This is a genomic window from Candidatus Clostridium eludens (assembly GCF_045310515.1).
Classification (GTDB): Bacteria; Bacillota; Clostridia; order Clostridiales; family Clostridiaceae; genus Clostridium_B; species Clostridium_B eludens.
On the sequence record NZ_JBJHZX010000005.1, the window covers coordinates 73,721 to 98,248 of the forward strand.

General features: G+C 30.2%; 26 protein-coding genes. 9 read left to right on the forward strand and 17 right to left on the reverse strand.

Translation table 11 applies throughout. The features are described 5' to 3' along the window. Positions 1-349: 349 nt before the first annotated feature. Positions 350-1,708 (forward strand): MurT ligase domain-containing protein, encoded by a 1,359-nt coding sequence (locus ACJDU8_RS04740; RefSeq protein WP_406791006.1) that lies wholly within the window; start codon positions 350-352, stop codon positions 1,706-1,708. 27 nt (positions 1,709-1,735) lie between these two features. Then, positions 1,736-2,467 carry a type 1 glutamine amidotransferase gene (locus ACJDU8_RS04745; RefSeq protein ID WP_406791007.1) on the forward strand — a complete coding sequence of 244 codons (732 nt, stop codon included), beginning with the start codon at positions 1,736-1,738 and terminating at the stop codon, positions 2,465-2,467. A 62-nt stretch (positions 2,468-2,529) separates the two neighbouring features. Here ACJDU8_RS04745 and clpB read toward each other — a convergent pair whose 3' ends face one another. From clpB to ACJDU8_RS04815, 14 genes are all read right to left on the reverse strand, one after another. Next, the gene (gene clpB / locus ACJDU8_RS04750; RefSeq protein ID WP_406791008.1) at positions 2,530-5,130 is read right to left on the reverse strand and encodes an ATP-dependent chaperone ClpB; all 2,601 of its coding nucleotides are present in this window, start codon (positions 5,128-5,130) and stop codon (positions 2,530-2,532) included. Between the two features lie 77 nt (positions 5,131-5,207). Beyond that, positions 5,208-6,470 (reverse strand): transcriptional regulator, encoded by a 1,263-nt coding sequence (locus ACJDU8_RS04755; protein ID WP_406791009.1) that lies wholly within the window; start codon positions 6,468-6,470, stop codon positions 5,208-5,210. A gap of 18 nt (positions 6,471-6,488) precedes the next feature. Beyond that, positions 6,489-7,793 (reverse strand): helix-turn-helix domain-containing protein, encoded by a 1,305-nt coding sequence (locus tag ACJDU8_RS04760; RefSeq protein WP_406791010.1) that lies wholly within the window; start codon positions 7,791-7,793, stop codon positions 6,489-6,491. Between the two features lie 219 nt (positions 7,794-8,012). After that, complete coding sequence (locus tag ACJDU8_RS04765; protein ID WP_406791011.1) at positions 8,013-8,177, reverse strand: YtxH domain-containing protein; 165 nt, start codon at positions 8,175-8,177, stop codon at positions 8,013-8,015. 297 nt (positions 8,178-8,474) lie between these two features. Then, the gene (locus ACJDU8_RS04770) at positions 8,475-8,780 is read right to left on the reverse strand and encodes a LiaI-LiaF-like domain-containing protein (RefSeq protein ID WP_406791012.1); all 306 of its coding nucleotides are present in this window, start codon (positions 8,778-8,780) and stop codon (positions 8,475-8,477) included. Next, a complete protein-coding gene (locus ACJDU8_RS04775) occupies positions 8,773-9,297 on the reverse strand; it encodes a hypothetical protein (RefSeq protein WP_406791013.1) in 525 nt (174 codons plus the stop codon). Before ACJDU8_RS04775 ends, ACJDU8_RS04770 begins: the two co-directional genes overlap by 8 nt. Next, positions 9,278-9,736 carry a hypothetical protein gene (locus ACJDU8_RS04780; RefSeq protein ID WP_406791014.1) on the reverse strand — a complete coding sequence of 153 codons (459 nt, stop codon included), beginning with the start codon at positions 9,734-9,736 and terminating at the stop codon, positions 9,278-9,280. The genes ACJDU8_RS04775 and ACJDU8_RS04780 overlap by 20 nt, the downstream gene beginning before the upstream one ends. Next, entirely contained in the window at positions 9,733-10,245 is a 513-nt protein-coding gene (locus tag ACJDU8_RS04785) for an RNA polymerase sigma factor (protein WP_406791107.1), read from the reverse strand. Before ACJDU8_RS04785 ends, ACJDU8_RS04780 begins: the two co-directional genes overlap by 4 nt. A 168-nt stretch (positions 10,246-10,413) precedes the next feature. After that, positions 10,414-10,593, reverse strand: a complete 180-nt coding sequence (locus ACJDU8_RS04790) for a hypothetical protein (protein ID WP_406791015.1) — start codon at positions 10,591-10,593, stop codon at positions 10,414-10,416. Beyond that, entirely contained in the window at positions 10,590-12,437 is a 1,848-nt protein-coding gene (locus ACJDU8_RS04795; protein ID WP_406791016.1) for a heavy metal translocating P-type ATPase, read from the reverse strand. The genes ACJDU8_RS04790 and ACJDU8_RS04795 overlap by 4 nt, the downstream gene beginning before the upstream one ends. Positions 12,438-12,547: 110 nt before the next feature. Next, a complete protein-coding gene (locus tag ACJDU8_RS04800; protein WP_406791017.1) occupies positions 12,548-12,823 on the reverse strand; it encodes a metal-sensing transcriptional repressor in 276 nt (91 codons plus the stop codon). 129 nt (positions 12,824-12,952) lie between these two features. Further along, entirely contained in the window at positions 12,953-13,819 is an 867-nt protein-coding gene (locus ACJDU8_RS04805) for an N-acetylmuramoyl-L-alanine amidase family protein (RefSeq protein ID WP_406791018.1), read from the reverse strand. 279 nt (positions 13,820-14,098) lie between these two features. Then, complete coding sequence (locus tag ACJDU8_RS04810) at positions 14,099-14,719, reverse strand: YARHG domain-containing protein (protein ID WP_406791019.1); 621 nt, start codon at positions 14,717-14,719, stop codon at positions 14,099-14,101. Positions 14,720-14,772: 53 nt separating this feature from the next. After that, entirely contained in the window at positions 14,773-15,336 is a 564-nt protein-coding gene (locus ACJDU8_RS04815) for a zinc-ribbon domain-containing protein (RefSeq protein ID WP_406791020.1), read from the reverse strand. Positions 15,337-15,625: 289 nt separating this feature from the next. Between ACJDU8_RS04815 and ACJDU8_RS04820 the strand changes: the two genes are divergently transcribed. The 6 genes from ACJDU8_RS04820 (at position 15,626) to ACJDU8_RS04845 (ending at position 18,879) form a co-directional block, all read left to right on the forward strand. After that, positions 15,626-15,838 carry a hypothetical protein gene (locus ACJDU8_RS04820; RefSeq protein ID WP_406791021.1) on the forward strand — a complete coding sequence of 71 codons (213 nt, stop codon included), beginning with the start codon at positions 15,626-15,628 and terminating at the stop codon, positions 15,836-15,838. 219 nt (positions 15,839-16,057) lie between these two features. Continuing rightward, positions 16,058-16,822, forward strand: a complete 765-nt coding sequence (locus ACJDU8_RS04825) for a hypothetical protein (protein ID WP_406791022.1) — start codon at positions 16,058-16,060, stop codon at positions 16,820-16,822. Positions 16,823-17,176: 354 nt separating this feature from the next. After that, complete coding sequence (locus ACJDU8_RS04830; protein ID WP_406791023.1) at positions 17,177-17,356, forward strand: hypothetical protein; 180 nt, start codon at positions 17,177-17,179, stop codon at positions 17,354-17,356. A gap of 92 nt (positions 17,357-17,448) precedes the next feature. Then, positions 17,449-17,628, forward strand: a complete 180-nt coding sequence (locus tag ACJDU8_RS04835) for a hypothetical protein (RefSeq protein WP_406791024.1) — start codon at positions 17,449-17,451, stop codon at positions 17,626-17,628. Positions 17,629-17,772: 144 nt separating this feature from the next. Then, positions 17,773-18,651 carry a hypothetical protein gene (locus ACJDU8_RS04840; protein ID WP_406791025.1) on the forward strand — a complete coding sequence of 293 codons (879 nt, stop codon included), beginning with the start codon at positions 17,773-17,775 and terminating at the stop codon, positions 18,649-18,651. 54 nt (positions 18,652-18,705) lie between these two features. Continuing rightward, positions 18,706-18,879 carry a hypothetical protein gene (locus ACJDU8_RS04845; protein WP_406791026.1) on the forward strand — a complete coding sequence of 58 codons (174 nt, stop codon included), beginning with the start codon at positions 18,706-18,708 and terminating at the stop codon, positions 18,877-18,879. A 112-nt stretch (positions 18,880-18,991) separates the two neighbouring features. Here the strand turns inward: ACJDU8_RS04845 and ACJDU8_RS04850 are convergent, their stop codons facing one another. Further along, positions 18,992-20,689, reverse strand: coding sequence for an arsenic transporter (locus ACJDU8_RS04850; protein ID WP_406791027.1), 1,698 nt, complete (start codon positions 20,687-20,689; stop codon positions 18,992-18,994). A 617-nt stretch (positions 20,690-21,306) separates the two neighbouring features. Further along, positions 21,307-21,567: a hypothetical protein gene (locus tag ACJDU8_RS04855; protein WP_406791028.1), complete on the reverse strand. Its 261-nt coding sequence runs from the start codon at positions 21,565-21,567 to the stop codon at positions 21,307-21,309. Positions 21,568-21,992: 425 nt separating this feature from the next. On the opposite strand from ACJDU8_RS04855, the gene ACJDU8_RS04860 reads away from it, so the two are divergent. Then, positions 21,993-23,753, forward strand: coding sequence for an ATP-dependent metallopeptidase FtsH/Yme1/Tma family protein (locus ACJDU8_RS04860; protein ID WP_406791108.1), 1,761 nt, complete (start codon positions 21,993-21,995; stop codon positions 23,751-23,753). 86 nt (positions 23,754-23,839) lie between these two features. On the opposite strand, the gene ACJDU8_RS04865 is transcribed toward ACJDU8_RS04860, so the two are convergent. Next, positions 23,840-24,469 (reverse strand): rhomboid family intramembrane serine protease, encoded by a 630-nt coding sequence (locus tag ACJDU8_RS04865; protein ID WP_406791029.1) that lies wholly within the window; start codon positions 24,467-24,469, stop codon positions 23,840-23,842. Positions 24,470-24,528 lie beyond the last annotated feature (59 nt).

The window sequence follows — 24,528 nt, forward strand, 5'->3', positions numbered from 1 at the left end:
ACCAATTAATTTCTAACAAATATATTTTATAGAAATTAATTTTCATAAAGTTTCCTTATCATCCAAGCTTTTATTATATTTATGCATATATTAAGAATGTTTATACACGTATTCTTGAATGGTACCTAAAACAAAAACCTTAAATTTTATTAGATTTAAATTTATATTAAAGTACAAGAATTAATAGAGAATTTTTACTTTTTTGATGTAAAAATTCTTATATTGTATTATAATATTTAAGAGTTGCTCTGAGGCTTACATATTGATATATTGATATATCAATAATGTGTATGTATAAGAAAAATTCTTCATAATTCTTAATAACTTTAGAAACCATATATTAAAGGTGGTGTGCAAAATTAACATAAATTCTTTTTTTAGCATTATCATTTGTAAAATTGTAATAAAGTTATCAAAAATTTTATTTAAGGGTGGAAGTAATTTCCCAGGAAGGGTTGCATTAAAATTAGATAAAAATATTTTGAAAACTATATGTAATAACTATAAGATTATACTTATAACAGGTACAAATGGTAAAACTACAACTACAAGTATGATATATAACATATTAAAAGATAGCAAGAAGTGTGTAATTACAAATAATACAGGAGCTAATATGCTTACAGGGATAGTATCTTGTTTTGTAGAAAACTATTCATTTAAAAAATGCTGTAAGACAAAATATGCAGTTATAGAGTGTGATGAAGCAAATATACCTTTGTTCACAAATTATGTAACACCAGAAATTATAACTATTACCAATCTATTTAGAGATCAGCTAGACAGATATGGCGAAGTCTATTCTACTTTAAATAAAATCATACAAGGTATTGAAAAAGTTCCTCTTTCGAACTTGGTTTTAAACGGTGATGAATCTCTGCTTGGAGATTTAAACTTACCAAACAGAACTATATATTATGGATTTAACTGCCCTCTTACAGAAAATAAAAAGGTATCACTTAATTCCGATGCAAAATTCTGTAAGAAATGTAAGAGTCCTTATATGTATAATTTTCTTACATATAATCATCTAGGTGACTACTACTGCGACAATTGCGGATATAAACGTCCTGAATTAGATTACACTTTAGATGAAATAAAAGAACAAACTCCAGAAGGCTCTCTTGTAATAATAAATGGAAAAGAATATTATATAAACCAACCTGGTACATATAACATGTATAATGCCCTTTGTGCATATTCTGTGGCAATGGTATGTGATATACCTACATCAAATATATATAACTCCCTAAAAAAACAAAAAAGTAGTTTTGGGAGACATGAAAATATAAAAATAGGTGACAAACAGGTTAAGATAATTTTAGTAAAAAATCCTGCAGGCTACGATCAGGCTATAAACACTTTAAGCCTTGATAATAGAACTTTCAACCTTGCAGTACTTCTAAATGATAACTATGCAGATGGAAGAGACGTTTCCTGGATATGGGATGTTAGCTTTGAAAAATTATCCACTTTAAACATAGATAAAATAATGATTTCAGGTATAAGAGTTTACGACATAGCCGTAAGATTAAAAATTGCCGGCTTGCCGGAAGAAAACTTTATAATTTCCAAAACCTATGAATCTCTCACCGAAGAAATAAAAAACTGCAAATTGAATACTGTATATGTGCTAGCTACTTACACTGCTATGATAAACTTCAGAAAATTTCTTAATTTTAAAGGATATATTAAAAAGTTTTGGTAAAAATATTTAAATAAGGAGTTATATAAAATGGAACTGAATATATGTCACTTATATCCTGATTTATTAAATGTATATGGAGATTTAGGAAATATACTTATTTTAAAATATAGAGCTCAACAAAGAGGTATAAATGTAAATGTATGTAACATATCCCTAGGTGATCCCTTTGATGAGTTTAAATATGATATAGCTTTCTTTGGAGGTGGACAGGATTATGAACAGTCCATAGTATCAGAAGATTTAGTAAAAAATAAGAGAGAAGGTATCGTAAACTATATTGAAAATGAAAATGTATTTTTATCTATCTGCGGTGGATACCAACTTTTAGGAAAGTATTATTCTACTCCTAAAGGTGAAAAACTACCAGGTCTTCATGTGTTAGATATCTATACTGAAGGTGGCAATAAAAGATTTATAGGAAACACCGTAATATACAATGAACGATTTAAAGAAACTTATGTAGGTTTTGAAAATCACTCAGGAAGAACTTACATTGGAGATCTAGAACCTCTTGGAAAAGTAATTGTAGGTTATGGAAATAACGGAGAGGACGGCTATGAAGGCTGTATATATAAAAATTGCTTTTGCACCTACTTTCACGGTTCTCTACTCTCTAAAAATCCCGAGTTGGCAGATAGGTTTATAACTTTAGCCCTTACAAAAAAATATGGGGACATAAAATTAACCCCCTTAGATGACCAGTTAGAAATAAACGCTAAAAATTTCATAATAAACAGAGAAACCAAAGGAAAAATATAGCTAAATAAAGAACTTAGGAGTATTTTTATCTTAAAAAATCCTAAGTTCCCTGTCTACATAATCTAATTTTTATCTAAACTTATGTTAAAGTTACCATGGTAACTTACTCTCACCTTGCATCCATCATATATTTCTCCTTTAATTATCTTCTTTGCGATGGATGTTTCTAAAACATTTTCTATATATCTTTTTAAAGGTCTAGCCCCGTAAACTGGATCATAACCCTCCTGCACCATAACTTTTCTGGCACTACTTTCTACATTTAAAGAAATATTTTTATCCTTAAGCCTATTTTCTATGTCCTTTAAGAATATGTTTATTATAGACTCAATTTCTTCTGTATTCAGTGGTTTAAACATTATTATGTCATCTAGTCTGTTTAAAAATTCAGGTTTAAATTTCAACTTCATTTCATTCATTACTCTATCTCTTATATGTTTATCTATTCCAGTATCCTTTTTATTTTCTAGCAGGTAACCACTTCCCATATTAGATGTCATGATTATAATACAATTTTTAAAATCTACCACCTTACCCTGATTATCTGTAAGCCTTCCATCATCCAATATCTGAAGAAATACATTAAATACATCATCATGTGCCTTTTCAATTTCATCAAATAATATTACGCTATAGGGTTTTCTTCTCACTGCCTCTGTAAGCTGACCCCCTTCTTCATAACCTACATATCCGGGAGGGGCACCTATAAGCCTTGAAACTGAATATTTTTCCATGTACTCTGACATATCTATTCTAACTATATTTTCTTCACTATCAAACAATGTTCTGGCTAAAGTTTTTGCCAGTTCTGTTTTACCTACACCTGTAGGTCCTAAGAATATAAAAGAGCCTATAGGCCTTCCAGGGTCTTTCATCCCTGCCCTAGCCCTTATTACAGCATTGGATACAGCCTTAACAGCTTCTTTTTGTCCTATAACTCTTTTTGTAAGTTCTTCTTCTAATTTAAGAAGCTTTTGCCGCTCCCCCTCTACCAATTTGGAAACAGGTATACCAGTCCATCTGGACACTATTTGTGAAATTTCCTGCTCTGTAACTTCTTCTTTCAACATGGCATTTTCATTGTTTTCCTTTAACAGTTCTTCCTTTTCTTCTATTTCTTTTTCCAATTTAGGAATAACTCCATATTTCAACTCTGCCATTTTATTTAAATCATACTCTCTTTCTGCCTTTTCAACCTGTCCTTTTACTTCATCTAATTGCTTCTTCAAATTCCTAACCAAGGTTATATTTGACTTTTCCATTTCATATTTTGAAGTAAGTTCATTATCTCTGTCTTTTAAATTGCTAAGTTCCTTATCTAAAGCCTTAAGCCTTTCTATAGAAGCAGTATCTTTTTCTTTAGATAGGGCTTCTTTTTCAATTTTTAGTTGAAATATTTTTCTTTTAACACTGTCCATAACAGTAGGCATGCTATCAATTTCCGTTCTTATCATAGCACATGCCTCATCAATTAGGTCTATTGCCTTGTCTGGTAAGTACCTGTCTGTTATATACCTGTCTGAAAGTTTTACTGCTGCTATAATGGCAGAATCGTGAATTCTTATGCCATGGTATATTTCAAATTTTTCTTTAAGGCCCCTCAGTATTGAAATAGAATCCTCCTTGGTAGGTTCATCTATTACTACGGGTTGAAATCTTCTCTCTAAAGCTTTATCTTTTTCTATATACTTTCTATATTCATCAAAAGTAGTTGCCCCTATACAATGAAGTTCACCTCTTGCTAGCATTGGTTTAATTAAATTTCCTGCATCCATAGAACCTTCAGTTTTACCAGCTCCCACTATAGTGTGAATCTCATCTATAAACAATATTATCTTTCCTTGACTTCTTTCAACTTCCTTCAATACAGCTTTTAATCTCTCTTCAAACTCTCCTCTAAATTTAGCTCCTGCAATTAATGCCCCCATATCCAAAGAAAATATTATTTTCTCCTTCAATCCTTCTGGTACGTCTCCTCTTACAATTCTTTCCGCCAACCCTTCAATTATGGCAGTTTTCCCCACACCTGGCTCTCCTATAAGCACAGGGTTGTTCTTAGTTCTTCTTGAAATTATTCTAACTACTCTCCTAATTTCTTCATCTCTGCCTATAACCGGATCCAATTTATGCTTTTTAGCCTCTTCAACCAGGTTTCTTCCATACTTAACTAATACTTCATAAGTTCCTTCAGGATCCTGGGTTTCAACTTTCTGGTTTCCTCTAATAAGTGTTAATGCTTCCAAAAATCTATCTTTTGTTATATTGAATTTCTTTAAAAGTCCGTCTACCTCTCTGGAGTAAATTCCCATAATAGCCAGCATTACATGTTCTACACTTATGTAGGAATCTTTAAATTTTTTAGCCACATTTTCTGCCTTTATAAAGATGTCTTCAAATCTTCTTGTAGCATAGAGTGAAGAAGTTTGTGCCCCTTCTCCTAATACCTTAGGCATTTTATTCAAAACATTCTCAGTTTCATTCACCAGCGCCTTTACATCTACAGACATTTTCCCAAATATATTTGGAATTAATCCATTTTCCTCAAACACTAATGCCGAAAACAAATGAATAACATCTATCTGCTGATGGTTATACTTTATGGCTATGCCCTGGGCATTATTTATTGCCTGTTGAACTTTAATAGTAAGCTTATCTATATCCATATCACACCTAGTTGCCTAAAATTCTGTAAGTTTTAGACAACTTTCCTCCTTTCTAATTGATTTTTAGATTATAACAGCTAAGAGAAACCATATTTTTGATCTAGTTTTACAGCAAAATCAAAATATTTAATTGATTCTGAAACATTTCCCATCTTATAGTACATTTGGCCCATCTTTATATATCTTTTATATATTTTAATATTTGTTGCAAATTTAAACAAGGTATCCAGGGATAAATTCATATACATTTCTCCCAATTCAAAATCCCCCTGTTTTACAAGTATAACCGCCTTGTAATAATATGCTCTTTCTATATATTCCATATCATTTAAATTTATAGTATAATTCAAGGCTATATCACATATATGACGTGCTTTATCTAGAACTTCATTTTTTATTAAAATATTTACAGTCATAAGCATAAATCTTACCATTTCTCTTATATCGTCCTTAGGATATATATCTATAGCTTTATTTAAATAATCTATTGCAATATCCTTCATATTTAAAATAAACATGACAGAAGCATACTCAAAAATAGCTTTAGCTTTATTTCTTATATCTTCTCCAAAAAACACATCTACCTTTTTTTCATATTCTTTAAATTTGCCTATATTCATTTTAAGAGAAATCAGCGCCAGCAAATGATATATCTTTGCTTTCTTTATATCTTCTTCTACAAAATGCAGCAAACTCACAATCTTATCAGCTAATTCATAAGATTTTTCATAGTTTTCCATAACAAAATAACACATAGATTGATTATAAAGTGCTTTTACTAAAAGCTCATTATTATTAATTTTTAGCGTAATATCTATAGCATTATTATAATAATTTATAGCATGTAAATATTCTTTGGACGTAAAAAAATATCTTGCAATATCTATATAATATGTAACTGCCCTTTCATGAGAGAAACACTTTTGTAAATAACCATAATAGTTACGTATTACATGTTGAGCTTTTTCTAATTCTTTCCTATCTAAATAGCAATTAAATAAAAGATGTAGTACTTCAAAACATATGTTACTATAACCACCATCTCTAGCAAATTTGAAATTATACTTGAGGATTTCTTCATAGTCTTTTTTATTATCACATTTAACTATATTGTCTATATTCTTTATTATTTGATCCTTTATGTCCTGTTTCAAATATCCAATGTCAACTTCAAGTCTATTTGCTATAAATTTCAATATCCATTCCTCAGGTTTTACCTTATCATTTTCAATACAACTCATCTTAGATACCGATATTTTGTTACCACACAAATCTTTTAGTGTATAACCTCTATATATTCTTGCCCTCTTAATTTTCTCTCCCGTAGAAAGTATTTCCATAATTCTCACCTATTTTACCTAAATCTCTTTTAAAACCCCGATCCTTTTAAAAATATTAACACCTTCATTTAAATACTTGGCTGCTTCCTTATCTCTTTTATTATCTATATAAAATTTCCCTAATATTATAGAAATATCCCCCATTTCTTTGGTATAATCCATATTTTTTACAAAACTCAATGCACTAATAAGGGTATTTTCTGCTTCTTTTTTATTGGATTCAAGCATATCTATTCTAAATTTTAACAGATAATAATATACCAAGGTTCTATCATTACCTTCATCTATTCTTTCCATTATTTCCTGAAGAATTTTTTTAGAATTGAAAATATCTTTTAACTTTATATAATTTTCACATATGTTTACAAGGGTTTCAATAATATTACTATCTTTAAGTTTTGATCTTAATTCCTTAGCCTTATTTAAATGTATAAAAGATTCTTCAATATTATCAAATTCAAAAAAAAGCTTACCTAAGTTATTTTCGATTTTTGCAATACTAACTACATCATCTAACTTTTTATACACACTTAAAGTCTTTTTAGAATACTTTATAGCATTATCTATATCTCCTCTTTTTTTATACTCCTCAGCTAATAAAAAGAGTGTTTTAGCATATTCTTTTTCATCATCCATCTGTTTAAATTTTTCTTTTGCCAGATAGGAGTAATTTATTGCCTCTGGAATATTCTCCAACTTAAAATTCACACAAGCTATATAATAATATATTTGTCCAAGTAAAAAATCATCACCTATGTTATTTTCCTTATATACGGTTTCGGCCTGTTGAAAATAACTTAAAGATGAATAATATGCTTTTAGTTTTTTAGATATTCTACCTAGATTCACAAAGGTATTTATAGTCTCTTCATAATTATTATCCTTTATAAATATGACATTTGCAGACAACAAAAACTGCTGTGCAATAGGATATTCTCCCTTAGCCATATGTACCGTACCTCTTAAATATAAATTCTTTGCTTTTTTATATTCCAGCGAATATTTTTCTGCATAATATAAGGCCTTATCAATATATCTTTCTGATTGATTAAAATTACCATTTATTATGTAAGATTCAGCTATATTTTCAAAATAAGTACAGATCTTTTCAGCTTGAGTTTCTTCTGATTCCATTAAATATTCAATAGAAGTTTTCAACTCTGATGCTAAATATTCCAATAGGTCCATACTAGGATTGGATTTTCCGGATTCTACAAGACTTATCTGCCCCGGTGTAATTCTATCCCCTGCTAAATCTTTTAAAGTCATATTAAGTTCTTTTCTTCTCCTCTTTATTTTCTCCCCTAAAGAAAGTATCTCCATATATTCACTCTTCCTTTACCCTTGTCTTTTTATTTTAACCACATTAAAATTTTAATAAATTAACTATTTTAATTATATCATATTTTTAGGAGCAAAAGAAAAATTTTTAACTATATTGGCAGTAATACAGGTTATTTAGTATAAAATACCAGAATATAATACTAAAGGTGTATTAACTATATTATAATTAATACACCTTTAGTGTTGTATTACAAAATATTACATTGTAAAATTCGACATTTTTCCATATACATTGCCTACTGCATTTTTCAAATACCGAGAAGTTCTTTTTATCCTCCTCATGGTAGTTTTATCTAATTCAGGTACTATCATCATACCTAGTGCTGTCCCAATTATTGCACCTGCTACAAATTTTCCACTCATTTTGTTCACTCCTTTCATAATTTTCAAAATGATACTTTTGTTTATTAAGGACATCTAAAAATTTCACAATTTTATTCAAATTATAAATAATGATATCTACATACTGTCTAATTATTTTTTTGAAAATATGTTATTCTATATATAACATAGAGTATGCAATTTTAATTTTTTTAAACTAAATTAATTGATTAAGAATATAAATGTTGATTAACCAAAAATAAATTCATAGTTTCAATGAAAAAAATGGTTAATGAACACTTGTATCATTTAATATGTTATTAATATTTTTGAAACAATTTAAAACATAATCTTAAATTGAGGATAATTTGTAATTACAAACTGAATTGCCCCCATTATCATGGCAAAAATACAAAGAATCATTACAATAACTACAGCACCTGTATCATACCTTATTTTCTCCTCTTTATTTACAATGTATGCTGCAATGATCTCAATTCCAATAAGAATTAACATTACCGGCCACAACGATATTATTAAATTATAATTTATATTCTTAAACATACTATGCGTTAAAAACATTACCCCAAATACAATAAGTATTATCCCTGAAGTAAATGTACCAACTCTTCTCCCCTTAATCATCCATATCTCTCTCCCTTTTCTTTCCCATGATAAGTTTTACTCCAATTATAATTATTGCTATTGCCACAATTACCTGAGGGGCAACTCTTCCAAAATTGCTTATAACCTCATAAGCTCTTACACTTATATATGGCTCAATAACATATCTGATATTGTCCCATATAAGGTAAATCCCCATGCACACCAGAAGTATTCCAAAAAATAACCTTCTCCTTTTAAATAAGTTTTTATCCCAATTAAACAATTTGTCTACGGAAAACATATAATTATCTTCCATAAGGGAAAACTCCTCTTGAGATAAGCTTTGTCTATTTATACAGTCAAAAAAAGAATAGAACCAAATTAAGGGTAAGACAAATAAAAGAGGTCCTATATGAAGCCATGTTGAAAGAAATATTACAAAGAAAAATGCAGACATAATTGACAATCCCATTTTCATAAGTCCCATGTACATATGTCCTGCACCTGGAAGAAAAGAAAAGAAAATGGTTAAAAAATTACCTTTTTTCATTTTCATTATTGAATACCTCCATATTAATTATTTTATTGGTGAAATTACCAAGCTCTATATTAATGGAATTCACTACTGTAAATTTAGGTGAACCAATTTCTAATGTTTTCATTTTAGTATTTGCTATAAAATTCAATGTACTTGAAAACACAAATATAAGGGATATACATGCGGCAATGGAAACTCTAAGAGAATAAAACAAAAACTGTTTATCTTTCTTCTTATATTTAATTATTTTATTTTTTAATTCTTCTTCAAATCCCAAAGGTACTTCTATAAGTTCATTATCATCAAAGCTTTCTGTAAGACATTGGACACATTTTTCACAGCACTCCATATGCTGAGATACAACAATAAGTTCTTTATTATCCAAGTCTCCCTTTTTAAACTTTTTTATACATAAATCATTTATATGTCCATTACTATCAAACAAACTATCCCTCAAGCGAATTCCTCCTTCCATAAAATTTTAAGAAGTTTTTTTGATCTATATAATCTTGTTTGGAGCGTTTTTAAATTTTCTCCTGTATCCTTTGCCATATCTGAGAGCTTTATATTTTCACAGAAGTAATTTATTGCCACGGTTTTATAGGGTTCTCTTAGCCTATTACACAAGTTATATATTTTTGCATCACTATACTTGTTTAATACACTTTCTTCTGGAGAATACTTTGTATCCTCTATATATTTGTAATCTTCGCTGGTAAGGCTTTCTAACTTTCTAGCAGGACTTTTAACATAATCCCTGCACTTATTTAACGCAATTTTTGTAACCCATGCCTTAAAATTTTTGCCATCAAATTTATTCATATTTTCGTAGGCAGTTAAAAAAGTCTGCTGAGCTATATCCTCTGCATCAAAATAATTTTTAGTAAAGGAAAAGCAAATAGTAATGATTAAACGTTCATACTGTTTTATGTAATTTTCAAATTGATTTTTCCAAATAATCATCACCACCTTTTTACCCTCATAATAATATAACGATTTATAAATAAAAAATACTTCAATAAATATAATAATTTTTTAATCTTTTCTTTTAATATAATAAAGCTGCACATAACCTATATAAATATAAGCTATGTGCAGCTTTACTTGGGATTATCTCCATTAAACAGAAAATACTTATAGCAAGAATTTCACTACTATAGAAGCAGCAGCCAATACCGCACCTATAATAGAGATATTTCTATATATTCCTACAGATTCAACATCATTTTTTTCTTTTTTCATATAGATAATTCCTGCAATAAACATTCCTAGTCCAACAATAACAAAAAGTCCAAATAAAATCCATGCTTTCATTCTAATTTCCTCCATTTTAATAATAATGATGAATTAATGATAACTGCAACGGAACCAACATTATGTACTAGTGCTCCAACAACGGGATTTAATATGCCTGTAATGGCCAGGGTAATAGCAATAAAATTGAGCATCATAGAAGCTGCGAGGTTTATATTAATGGTTTGCATAGTTTTTCTGGAAAGCTGTAAAAGGTGTGGGATTTCCTTGATATCATCCCCCACAAGGGCAATATCTGCAGCATCAATTGCAATATCACTTCCAACTCCACCCATAGCTATTCCTACATGTGCTGTCTTTAATGCAGGAGCATCATTAATTCCATCACCCACCATACAAACAAGCTCCCCTTTATTCTGATACTCTTTGATAGCTTTCATTTTATCTTCAGGCAAACAGCTTGATTTCAAATCTGTAATTCCAGCAATCTGTGCCATATGATTTGCTGCCTGTGGTGCATCACCAGTAAGCAATACAGTTTGAATTCCCGTGTGGTGTATTGCATCAATTGTTTTTAAAGCATCAGGACGAAGCGTATCCGACAATGCAATCAATCCAATAGCTTTTTGATTTGCTGCAACATAAATCACTGTACTTCCATCTGCCTTAGCTTCTTCCGCTGATTGATAAAGAGTAACTGGCAATTCAGTTTTTTGTTCAGATAACAAAGTTTCATTACCTGCCAGTATTCTGATACCACCTACATCGGCCAAAACCCCTCTACCTGCAATAAGAGTAAAGGTACTTGACTCTTCTGGCAATTTACCATTTTTATTCTTATAATAGGAAACAATTGCTTTCCCCAGAGGATGCTCTGAACGAAGTTCCGCAGATGCCGCAAGTGCAAGTAATGCTTCTGAATTGATATTTGATACACAGCTTTTTACCTGAACCACTTCGGGTTTACCGTATGTAATAGTACCGGTTTTATCAAATGCCATTCTCTTTATTTTGGCAAGCCGCTCTAACGCATCACCTTCCCGGACAAGAATACCATACTTTGTGGCATTTCCAATTCCAGCCATAATGGCTGTGGATGTTGCAAGCACTAATGCACATGGACAAAATACAACAAGGATGGTAACTGATCTGATAATTTCATGGGTAACAAACCATGTGCCAACTGCCGCCGCAAGTGCTATGACTACAATCCACGTAGCCCACCTATCAGCTATTCCAACAATTTTTGCCTTTCCTGCATCTGCTGATTCAACAAGATGGATCATCCTCTGAAGAGAGCTGTCCTCTCCAACTTTCTGTGCAACCATTTCAAAAGTACCAAATTGATTGACAGTGCCGCTGAAAACTTCATCACCCTCATCTTTATCCACAGGTAAAGATTCTCCAGTCATTATAGACTGATCCACAGAGGTTTGTCCTTTGATAATCATTCCATCAACAGCTATTGTCTCTCCTGCCAGAACTCGCAGAATATCACCCTTTTTAATTTGAGCAGCAGGAATTATAGATTCTTCACCATTTTGTACAATTCTTGCATTTGTGGGTGTAAGATGTACCAACTTTTCAATTCCAGCACGGGCCTTAGCAACAGTACGCTCTTCCAGATAAGCCCCGATTGTCATAATAAAAGCCACTTCACCAGCTGCAAAGATTTCACCGATAAAAATTGAGGCAATCAATGCAATTGAAACTAATACATCTGCCTTAATATCGAACTCAGTTACTAGTCCTAAAATAGCTCCTTTTACAATGGGAATACCACAAAAAATAATTGCAATCCATGCCGCACTTTCCATATTAAAAAAACTTATAATTAGAGCAATTAGAGATAATGCAAGAAATAATAATGTTCTTTTGTCATCATCCTTTAATAATTGTATCAATAAAACCACTCCTTTTATACCCATGGGGGTATGTGTATATTATACCCCCATGGGTATAGCATGTCAATAAAAAAGCAACTGTTACTTTTAACAGTTGCTTATTAGGACATCTATGACATTCTTGAAAAATGCTCTACAGCCTTGGCAAAATCTGCTATTACCCTATCGGCATCTCCATGTTCAATACCTTCTCTGACACAATGGTTCAAATGACCTTCTAAAACCACCTGACCTACTTTATGTAAAGCACTTTTCGCAGCATTGATCTGAATTAAAACATCTTCACATGGAATATCTTCATCCACCATTTTATCAATAGCCTTTATCTGTCCCATAATTTTATTCAGCCGTCTGTGTAGATTGCCTGCATCCATGCATTGACGCATTATCACACCTCCTTAAATAGTATACTACCATCCTCCTTTCATAACGTCAACTTAATCTAAGTTCTTATACTTCTCATGCTTAACAACATTTTTAACAATTAAATTTCAAACAAACTATAAGTTTGAAATTTAATTATTAATAGCATTATCTATCCCATGAAACAGTCCCTTTGCTATTTTATTTTGATACTCCTCAGTATTTAATAATTTATCTTCTTGTGGATTTGACAAAAATCCTGTTTCCACTAATATAGTAGGAACCTTAGACCAATTAAATCCTGTAAGGTCATTTCTTTCAACAATCCCTCTGTTTTCCATCCCAACTTCATTTACTAAACCTTCCAACACTACTTGTCCATATTTTCTACTAATTCCACTTATATCCTCAGCATACCCTATAGGTGCTGGAACTAGCATAGATGCCCCTGAAATATTTGAGCTTTCAGAGGCATCTGCATGTATCCTTACAACCAAATCTGCATTATTTCTATTACCAACTTCCGCTCTTTCTATATTGCCTGGACTTTCCTGTAGAGTTGTTTTAGTCATAATTACGTTGTAACCCTTATTTTCAAGAAGACCTTTTAATTTCATAGCAATATCCATAGTTATTACATACTCTGGTGTTTTACTATTTATTCCTTCTGCTCCACCACCATCCTTTATTTTTAATTCCTTAGCTCCCGGATATATGGCTTCCTTTTCCAAATTTGACCCCCTACCATGGCCAGGATCAAGAACTACGACCTTCCTCTTAACTTCTTTTGTTTTTTCACTGTCAACATTTTGCTTTTTGTCCTCTTGATTATTTTCTGCGGCTTTTTTATTATTATCCTTATCATTCTTCTGTTTATCACTAGTTTTACTTGAAGATGCACTTTGACTATATTCACTGCCCTTGCTTACATTAGAAACAGGCTGCATTATTTTTGAACATCCTGCAAATAAAAATACAAGAAATATACAAAAGGACATTACTTTAAATTCAAATTTCAAAATTTAAACTCCTTTCAATATCAACTTTCACAATTAATTATGAAGTATTCCATTTATCCGAACGCTAACATTGCTAATACTCCCATCGCACTCTGTGAAAGCGATTCACACAAAATTAAAAATTTTGGTTCTCTGCTTTTCTATCAAAGTGGGAGATAAGCACTGCTACGCGCCTGGATAAGTTCTTCTAAGGTTCAGATGGAGATAAGTATTTCTCTATAGCAAACTCCACCTGAACCTAAGAATCACTTGATGATTACATAATATATTTCATATTCCCTATTTTGCCTTCTCATATTCCGATATTAGCTGCACATTATATCTTTCTACTTCATTTATCTCCTCATCGCTGCCCTTAAAACTTGGATTAGGTTTGTACCATGTTTCATTAGCGAAATAACTCTTATATGGTTCTGTTTCAAACACATAACCATGTCTTGCATATATTTCATTTCGTGCAAGGGCTAAGGTCTCTTTGCTTAATGAGCTTAATTCATCATCTGTAAGTCTCCTATCAGCACTATCACTAAATATATAATCACTAGAATCATTTATTTCTTTATTGTCTGTTACTGTATTATCCTTTACTGTGTTATTATCCTTTACTGTGTTATTATCCCCATTGTCTGTACTACTCTTACTTTCTGTTGTTTCTGATTTATTAATATTGCTCCCTTGCGAAACTGTAGTATTATTATTCTTATCATAAATATAATATCCACAAAAACCTACTAACAAAATAAGTAACCCTACTAACACCCGCAGAGCTATAAATTTCACATAATTTCCAACATTAGTATCTGTGTTTATATTTTGAGTTTGATTTTTTTGTGGTGTCCCACATTTAGAGCAAAATTCTTTATCCCCAACATCAAATCCGCATTTTTTACAATAAGACACGATTGGTTTCCTCCCACATAACCTATTAGATTATTCTTATACTAATTAAACATTTAATATGAAAAGCTTTCTGCAAAACTTTCTCTACGCTGTTCATCTGCTCTTTCTAAATCCGCTTGAACTTCTGCCTGATGCTCTGCATTTCGTTCCATAATCTCTGCTTGCTGCTCTGCTGCCTTTTGCTGATAATACAAGGCAGCTGCTGCTGCTGCTTGATCTCTTGCTGTAGATGCTGAATTATCCAAAGATAGATTACTACTATTATCCTGAGATGATTGAGTTGATGTCACAGTTGATTTAACAGATTGAGTACTATTTTCGTTATTACTACTATTTTTAGAAGATTCCTGGTCTGGAGAAGTTTTCTTCTTATCCTCAGATGACTGAGTTGACGTTACAATTGATTTGGCAGATTGATTGCTATTTGCCTGTTTGGCAAGATCTTTATTGATCACGAAAACCTTTACACACAAGAACACTGAAATTACCGATAAAAGCACAGCCATGCTTTTATAAATACCATTAAGTTTGTTACTACTTATAAAAACTTTACTTCCACAATGAATACAGAAATTGCTGTCATTATCAATCTGTTTAGAACAATTTTTACAAATCATATAAATATTATGCCCCCCTTATGAATTTATTTCATATTGTGTTATATGATTCTAATTATACACTACCGCTTACATAATCACAATTACTAATGTAAGTTGACAGAATTACCCCCCACAGGATATACATTGCTGAAAATACTTTTTCATTAAACAATTTAGTTGAACATTTTATTCATGAAGTCAATATAATGTATTAAACCTACAACTAATGTGATTCATAACATTGTAAAGATTCTGATACTTCCAGACTTGTGAGAAGCATTAGTTATAGAAGAGGGGGTGGAAACCAATGTCAGAACATTTGGACGAAAGTACGGACAAAAAAATAGATGCCATAGGAAAATATGTTTCAGTAATGATTGAATACGGTCATAGACATTCTTACATCAATGGAATATTTTTAGGAGAGACTAACGATCATTTCATAGTGAAAGATAGTAAAAATAAAATTACTTATATTCACAAGAACAAAATAATATGTCATATATTTAAAGAAAATTAAATTTTTACTCAATATTATCAAGTATAAATTTTATAATTTTATTTATGGGCATATGAAATTTTCTCAATCACAATGAACATTTTAAAAATTTAAAAATATATTATAATTAGATGAAAATTCCAAATGTAGCAAAGGCACTGTAACAAATGGAACTATTATAGATATTATTAAATAGTGCAAAAACTATGTACTAACAAGATTATATAAGGAGGCAGCTATATGGAAACAAATTTAAATCCACAAGATGAAAATATCTACATGGAAATAAATCCAAATCCAGAGGATAAAAATATTCCAATGAAAATAAATTTAAATCCACAGGATAAAAACATTCAGCTTAAATCAATGGGAAGTGTAACACGTCAGGAGTTAATCGAAAGAGAAATTATTTTTGATGCTCCCAAGAAAGACGTAGTATTAAAAGTGATTAATATACTAAACGAAGTTGAGATAAAAGATATAAACGTAGCTACTGGAACCATTTTAGTAAGTGGTTATTTAAATAGTTGCATTATGTATACTACCATGAAACGACCACAAGCCGAAAATAATAATAACCAAAATAATAACGAGAATTCAAATAATTCGCAGGGTCATGGCTATATAAGTATGCAAAATAATAACAGTAGTGATAATACCACTGCAAATAAGAATAAGAAGGAGCAAGCTAAACCAAGCTGCGGTGTTGTAGATAATAGCGTCGCTTTAGACGGTGTTATTCGCCATACAACTGTTTCGATACCATTTAAATCATTTATATCTGATCCACAAGTTCAAGAACAGGATATTTGCTCAGTTACATCTTCATCTATTTTAAATAACTTGAAATCAATTACTACAAATCCAATTTATGAAGAAGAGGATGATGAAGAATCAACTATCTCTATAATGCGTGGTGAAGAAGAGCAGAAATTTATAAAAGGAATTGTTAATAAAACCTTAATTGAACTTACTGTTGATATAAAAAGATATGCTGAAAATTAATACGGCATTTATAAATAAAATATGAAAAGTAAATGAAATATTTTTATATATTCAGAACCACCCTTAAAAAACGGGTGGTTTGTTGTTAATGTCATTAGCTTAAGTTTCTAAAAAAGATTTATAAAAAACAAAACCTTTGTAGTAATGCGAAAAAACCTTCCATTGGTTGAAGTAAATACAGTTCTAGTAAAAATAAAATTTCCACTAGAATTTAAGTATTAAATCTATGGTAGCTTCGTAACATTATTGATTAAAATTTAATAATATATAGTGAAGAAACTAATTGCTTCAATTAAATATATATTAACAGTAAGTATACTAAAGATTTCTAAATATTATAAGGAGGTCATTATTATGAACATTAAAATTATAGAACAAAATTATCTGGGGACAAAGATGACAATAGTAACAAAAAGCGGTAATAAAATACAAGGCGAAATTTTAAAAACTGATGAAGACTCTACTTTCATAAAACTTAAAACTGAGAATGGAATAACGATGGTTAGTACTAATGCAATTGAAAGTATATATTAGCCCTCATACAAGTTCAACTGTAAAAACTATTTTTTGCAGACACAGCACTTTTTATAATACTATAACAATATTCGTAAGAGGAGGAAAATTTGATGAATATTAATAAAATAAATCAAGGTGAACTTGGTTATAACGTAACGGTTGTTACAGTAAACGGTAATAAAATACAAGGTGCTATCTTAAAAAACGATGAAGATGCGGATGTATTAAAACTGAAAACTGAAAAAGGTATAGTATTTGTCAATTATACTGCTATAGAAAGTATATATTAAAATTCAAACTTATAATCATAATAGTTTATGATTATAAGTTTAAATAAATATAAATAATTTGGAGGCTACCTTAATGGTACCTCTTTTAATTATAAATTACCCGTAAGTATAATATATTAATATCTTATTAGGAGGATTCATGCAATGTCTGATTATCATTTTAATGATTATAATAACTTTATAGGAAAGCATATTACTGTTATTTATGACTGTGGTTCTAAGTGTAAAAAACTTCATTGTAAATTACTTCAATATTCTGAAAAGAATTCAAAAGAAAAATTTATTATATTAAAAACACATGATAATACAATTTACCATATGAATTGTAATAAAATTATATACTGGACAGCAAAGTATAAGGATGCACTCACTGAAGATCAAGATGCTTATAAGTCAAACACTAAACGTATTGAATCTGATCCAGTTGTTGAGGGCGAAGATTTATTATTAGAGAAAACACACCATAAAGATACTACACCACCTGAAACAAATATTCCTAATGCCAAATTACACGCCGTAGAACCTTTAAGTAATGAGAAAATCACTGAATCTCATTATGCAAATTTCCCTAAAGAAAATACAGCTTTGATACCAAGTGAAAGTACTATTTATGATAATTCACAAGAGAATACCAGTATACTACCACAGAGTAAAAATAAATCTAATCCATCATTGGAGCTTGTTAATAATGCTGCAATTATTTCAGATGAACGTGATATTAATTATGCAGCACATTCAGAACTTAATAATGATGAAATCATTACTGATTATAAAAAAGATCATAACTGTGACAAAGTTATACAGAAATATAATCATAAAGATAATTATAAGAAAAATCTTCTAAGTTCTCCTCTAGCAGCATTTATAAACAGTAATTTTCAAGGTGTGCATTTAACAATTTATACTACTTCCACCCAAATCATATCAGGAGAAGTTATTTTTAACTACAACCGTTTAATTATTCTAAAATCAGATGAAAAGACCTATTATATCAATCCTGAGCAAATTGCCTACTTTTGTTAAATTTCAAATGGAATCTAAGTTATTATTAAGAACTTATCATAAAGAAATTCTGATATGAAACTATATTTTATGTATTCAGAACAGATATACAGTGGAAAGCTATACTTAAGAGAAAAATTTGCTGTCTATAATTCAATACATCTCATTTTAAATAATAGTGTAATGCGGGAGTATTTAAAGGCATGTGGAAACGGTAACTTGAAGGATATGACGGAATTAAAGGTATAGATTAGAAATGACTTCGCATAGATAGAAACATGATAAAAGCTCCCCTTGCACAAGAGTCTGCTGGCAAAAGTCCAACAGACTAAGGAAAACTGAAATTATTTAATGATAAGTTCTAACCAAACATTGTTTTAATCCACCAATATAAAATACATAAAGTAAACACAACTGTTAAAGGAACAATGATACTTGTTACGTTTAAATATTCTTTCCATGATATCTTAATCTTATTTTTCTTTAATATATGCATCCACATTAATGAAGCTAGTGTTCCAATAGGAAGAAGAAGAGAACCCATATCACTTCCAACAATATTAGCCAAGTAAATTGTTTTTAAAGTGAGATTATCTAATCTCATATTAGATAATGCAATTGTACCTATCATTAACGCAGGATGATTATTAAAAATATTAGATAAAATGGAAGTTAATCCTCCCATTGCAAAACTTGCGTAAAACAAACCTTGCTTTGAAATTGGCTCAATTAAGCTTATGATCTGCTTTGTTAATCCAACATTATTTAATCCATAAATAATCACATACATTGAGAAAGCAAATAACAGAATATGCCATGGTGTTTTATTTAAAATATCCAATGGGCTTGTTCTTAAATAATACCACCTCAAAAGTATTAAGACAAGTGACCCAACAACTGCAACAATTTCTATGGGAATGCTAAAGTAAGATGCGACAAATAATAGACAACGTATTCCAAATACGAATATTAAAATCTTTAACATAAAGCTTGTACGTCTTTTTTTCGTATTGAGAGAGAAATTTGCTTTAAATGGATGAAACTCCTTTGTAAAAAATATTTCATCTAGTTCTATTACTGATTTTGGAAGAGTACGTGGGATTCTCTTTCTTAGTAGCAAAAACATCAAAAGTGACATGAATAGAAGTCCAAATGTGCCAGGAATGAACATCATTTCTGTATGCTTGTAAAGTGTCATATGAATTATATTTAATGCAATTAAATTTGTAATATTACTTACACCTATAGGTGTACTTGAACCAGTCGCAATTAACGCACCACTCAATAAATAAGGTATCTGTTCACGAGTATTTAATTGTAAATTTTTTAATAATAAAATAAGAATAGGTGTAGTAATCAAAATGCTTCCGTCATTATTAAAAAGTAAAGTCATGAGAAAGCATAATAATTGTATATACCAAAATAACCTATAACCAGATCCCTTTGCTAAACCCGATAATCTAGCTGCCACCCAGTGGAAAAAACCAAAGCTTTCTAAAATAATTGCCATGACAATAGTTGCAATGATAGTGAGAGAAGCACCGCTAACTTTATGAGCAATATCTACTAGATTAGGATAAGTCACAACTCCTATGAATAGTACCATAATAGCCCCTATTGCAGCAGGATATGCTTCATTCAATTCTCTTGGTGAAAAGAAAATAATTATAGTTGTCATAATAAACACAAAAATAGTTGCTATAGTTATACTGAGAAAAGATATAGTAAAGCTTCCGACTATCAATATAATAAAAGAAGAAATCAATTTATGATTATGCCAAAACTCACCTGATGATAGTGAGAAGTAACCTGAATTACTTTTATCCTGATGTTCTAGATGTTTATCATATAGATGTCTTTGTTGCTCGTGGTGCTTAAAAAGTGGTGGTGGTTTGGGTAACCTTTTATGTGGGGGTTTCGGTATCCTCCTGTGTGGGGGTTTAGGTCCTCTATAAAAATTTATTAAATAATCATCAAAATTTTTAAATGTTTTATCTTCATGCTTACAACACCAAATAATACATAACATTACCAAAATTATGATAACTAGATTGGTCATAATTATTCATCCTCCTGTGTTTTTATAAATTTAAAGTTATGCTTTAGCCACAATTTTTGTGGTTAATTTGATGGTCTATATTCATGCTTACAACATGAAATAGCATATACTATTACTAAGATTATGATACCTGTATTGCTCATAATTATTCCTCTCCCTGTTCGCTATAAATTTAAAGCTATAATTTAATCACAATTTTTGTAGTTAGGAATCTCTTAGTATGTAATTATCACCATCAAGTTTTGTGAAAATTTATAAATACACGCTATACAATTTTCATTGTCAAAATTAGTTATCCCCTTATCCATAAAGTTACATAATAAGCCAGAACTATCAAAGCCTAAATCTCAGTTATTTTGAACAATGTAACCTACTTACAAGTAAAATACTTCAGTTGTACTTTTTTTTAAAAAAAAAGTGCAATACTCATTTAAATAATCTACTATGGTTTCAATTATTGATTTTTGAGCAACACTAATTATAATACCAAATATCCTCTAACTCACTTATATTAATTTTTGCAATATTGATATATTTTTAAAAGGTATTTGATACATCTTATTAAAATTTAAAATTACTTATAAAATGATACTTGTTTACATATGCCTAACTAACTATTAAGGATGTTTTTTATGATTCTTTTCATCATTATCTTTATCTTCTTCATCACTTAATATACTGTCCATTAATTCAGCAGTTCCTGCTTCCGCTAGAACATAAGCAATATGAGGTATTTCTATCACTGCTATACCACCATTATAATCAACTACAAGTGCATTTCTGATTGCAGCTACTATAATTGCTTTTTCTATTTTATCTCCCGATTTTAAAAAAATATCAACACGATTTTTAATTAATTTTGATAATAGTTCTTTCACCTGTATTCCCCCATTTTATCTGTTGTTATTAACATACTATGTGGGGGGTATTTATATGGTTACTAAATACTAATAAAAGTACTTCTGTATTTTTTCATCCAATGCAAAATTGCTCACTTTAATCCCTTCTATTTTTTTATTTTCTAAATTTTTGACGAATTTTTCACGAATCCTATTTATACGGTATTTATTGCCTAGTATTTCAAAGGCTTCACCTTTTCCCATAAACTACTTTAGAAAATTTTATGATTTTAATTAGACTAACAGAGAAAAATATTATAATATCATTATTATAGCAAGGTAATAATACAATTTATTTGCTTGTTTTTGCAAAAATTTATGTAAAATTATTGAATCATAGGTATTTTTTATATAATATGTTAATCACTTTATTCCAGGAGGGCGATATTTTAATGAAGAATATAATAAAAAATATAAAAAATAAATTTATTTTGATACCAATTTTCACCTTCATACTATCTCTGGCATTTTTAATCTTTATGAACTATAAAGATAGCTCTATAGCGTATAAATCCTACAATTTATTTCAAAAAGATCTGTTAAATAAAAGCATTTCTACAGTTTACATGACAGATAATCCTAAAATAAGGATAAAATTAAAAAATGGCAGTGTATATGAAACAGACAACCCTAGAACACCTAATATTAAAGAAACACTCTTGGAAAAAAATATAACTGTATCTGAAGATTACCCAATGAATAGCAGACAAGTATATCCAGGTACTTTAATGGTTATCTCCATTATATCAATTGTTTTTATGTTGCTTAAAAATCCTCAAAAGGTTTCCAACAAAACTTTGCCTATTGATTATTTAGAAGCCTCTGCTGTAAAAGATTTTAACTATACCTTTGAAAATGTAGCAGGAAATGAGGAGGCAAAAGAAAGTGTAAAAGATATAGTGGATTTCCTGAAAAATCCTGAAAAATATATATCTTATGGAGCAAGAATGCCTAAGGGTATAATGCTATACGGACAGCCTGGAACTGGTAAAACTCTTCTAGCCAAAGCTGTTGCAGGTGAAGCAAACGTTCCTTTTTATGCAGTATCCGGTTCTGACTTTGTACAGGTGTATGTAGGGGTAGGAGCCAGCCGTATACGGCAATTATTTAAAAAGGCCAGAAATAACAGTACAGGAAAAGCAGTTGTATTTATAGATGAAATAGATGCTATTGGTAAAAAAAGAGATGGCACAAGTGCTTCTGGGGGTTCTGATGAAAGAGATCAAACTTTAAATGCCCTGCTCACAGAAATGTCTGGATTTAATGAAAAAAAAGGAATTGTAGTTATTGCTGCAACCAATAGATTGGACATGTTAGATCCGGCACTTTTAAGGCCTGGAAGATTTGACAGAAATATAGAAATAACTCTTCCTGATATTTGTTCAAGAGAAAAGATTATAGCCCTTCATTTAAATAATAAACCTGTAGGTAATGTAGATTTACATGAATGGGCCCAAAAAACTTCTTATTTTTCAGGTGCAAAAATTGAGAACTTAATAAATGAAGCTGCAATAATTGCATGTAAAGAAAATAGTACAGCTATTGAAAATAAGCATATGGACAAGGCTTTTTCTATAGTTTTAGCAGGATATGAAAAGAAAAACAGAGATTATATAAAAGATTCGGACAAAAAAATAACTGCATACCACGAAGTAGGCCATGCTTTAGTTTCCTTAAAGGTACTTCCCAATGAAAAAATATCTAAGGTAACAATTATCCCAAGCACTAACGGAGTGGGAGGATATACTTTAAGTATTCCAGAGGACAAGCTCTATGAAAATAAAGATTACCTAAAAAAAAGGATAATGGTACTTTTGGGAGGAAGAGCTGCTGAAGAAGTTATATTTGGTGCCAATTATATAACCACTGGTGCCCATAATGATTTACAGCGTAGTACACACATAGCCTTTAATATGATTACCCAATATGGTATGGGCAAAACACTAGGCCTTTTAAATATGCAGGAACTCATGAAACTAAATATAAATCAAGATAAAATTATTGAAGAATGTAAAAATATTATTGACTCCATATACTGTCAGACAAAAAATATCATAATTGAAAACAGACCTTATCTTAAAAAAATTACTGAACTTCTTATAGAAAAAGAAACTCTATATTCAAAGGACCTAGGTAATTTGCAGTTACCAGTAAAACGCGACTAAACATACAAATTAAAAATTATTTGAATAATGCCTCTGGAATGCAATTATTATCCTTCCCACAGAATTACATTCCAGAGGTAAAAAAACTAAAATTGAAATTTTTCAGGCTTCACACTGCCTAATAAATAAGTAATCAGTATTCCTCCTATGAGGCCCCCTATATGTCCGAAATTATCTACATTTGCTATGGAAAGTCCTATTACAAGGTTCATTACAATTATAGATAGTATATTCACAATAAATCCCTTAGCTATTTGATGTTTCATTTTAAGAGCAAATACTAGTGCCGCACCTAAAAGCCCGAATATTGCTCCTGAAGCTCCTACGGATACTGAGGATGAAAACATATAACTAAATGTAGATGAAACCAAACCTGAAATAATATATATAACCATATATTTAAACTTACCATATATTTTTTCAATAAAAGTACCCAGCATATAAAGTGAATACATATTTACCCCTAAATGTACTATGCCTGCATGTAAAAACATACATGTAAATAATCTATAGTACTGGCCTCTATCTATAAGGAAATTTACCTTGGCTCCCATAAGCACTAATACGTTTAAATTACTATCTATTATATTACCAGAAAGATATGAAGTTCCTACATATACTAATATATTTAATGCTATAATTAAGTATGTAACAATTGCCTCTCCTATTTTATTTTTGTATAAGATTTGTATTAAGCTATGAACATATGAATTCATATTTCTCTCCCTAAAAAAAGCTAAACAGCATATTTACACTATTACTTCCAATTTATTAT